The organism is Anaerovorax odorimutans (genome assembly GCF_024459955.1).
Taxonomy (GTDB): Bacteria; Bacillota; Clostridia; order Peptostreptococcales; family Anaerovoracaceae; genus Hominibacterium; species Hominibacterium odorimutans_A.
Genome location: NZ_JANFXK010000086.1, coordinates 1 through 525 on the forward strand (window position 1 = coordinate 1; position 525 = coordinate 525).

Annotated in this window: 1 protein-coding gene; it reads left to right on the forward strand. The window is 50.7% G+C overall.

The features are described 5' to 3' along the window. The coding region (locus tag NE619_RS19345) for a helicase HerA domain-containing protein (protein ID WP_256133857.1) at nucleotides 1-525 on the forward strand (525 nt) is incomplete at both ends.

Genomic DNA, 525 nt, shown 5'->3' on the forward strand with positions numbered 1-525 from the left:
CTTTGCGCACACTTACTACGGAAAGCCTAGCCGTGCTCATGCCCTTCCGGGTGCAGGAGATTCAAGACGATGGCGGCATTTACTGCGGGGAAAACGCTATTTCCCACAACCTGATTCTCTGCAATAAAGCAAACCTGCTCAATCCAAACTCCTTTATTCTGGGTGTTCCAGGAAGCGGTAAGAGCTTTTTTGTGAAAGGCTGGTTGGAGTTTTTAGCTATGGCCACTCAAGATGATATTTTGATCTGTGATCCGGAAAATGAATATGCCGCCCTGGTTTCAGTCCTTGGCGGTGAAGTGATTCGCATTGCGGCGGGCAGCGACCACTTCATCAATGCCATGGATATGGTGGAAGGGTATGGAGACGGCAGCGACCCGGTGGTGGATAAATCCGAGTTTATCTTGTCTCTCTTTGAGCAGCTCGCCAAGCCCCATGGAATCGGCGCAAAAGAAAAGTCTATCGTGGACCGTTGCACGGAAGCCGTATACCGCGATTATCAGAATGGGGGCAGGGTTCCAACCCTAT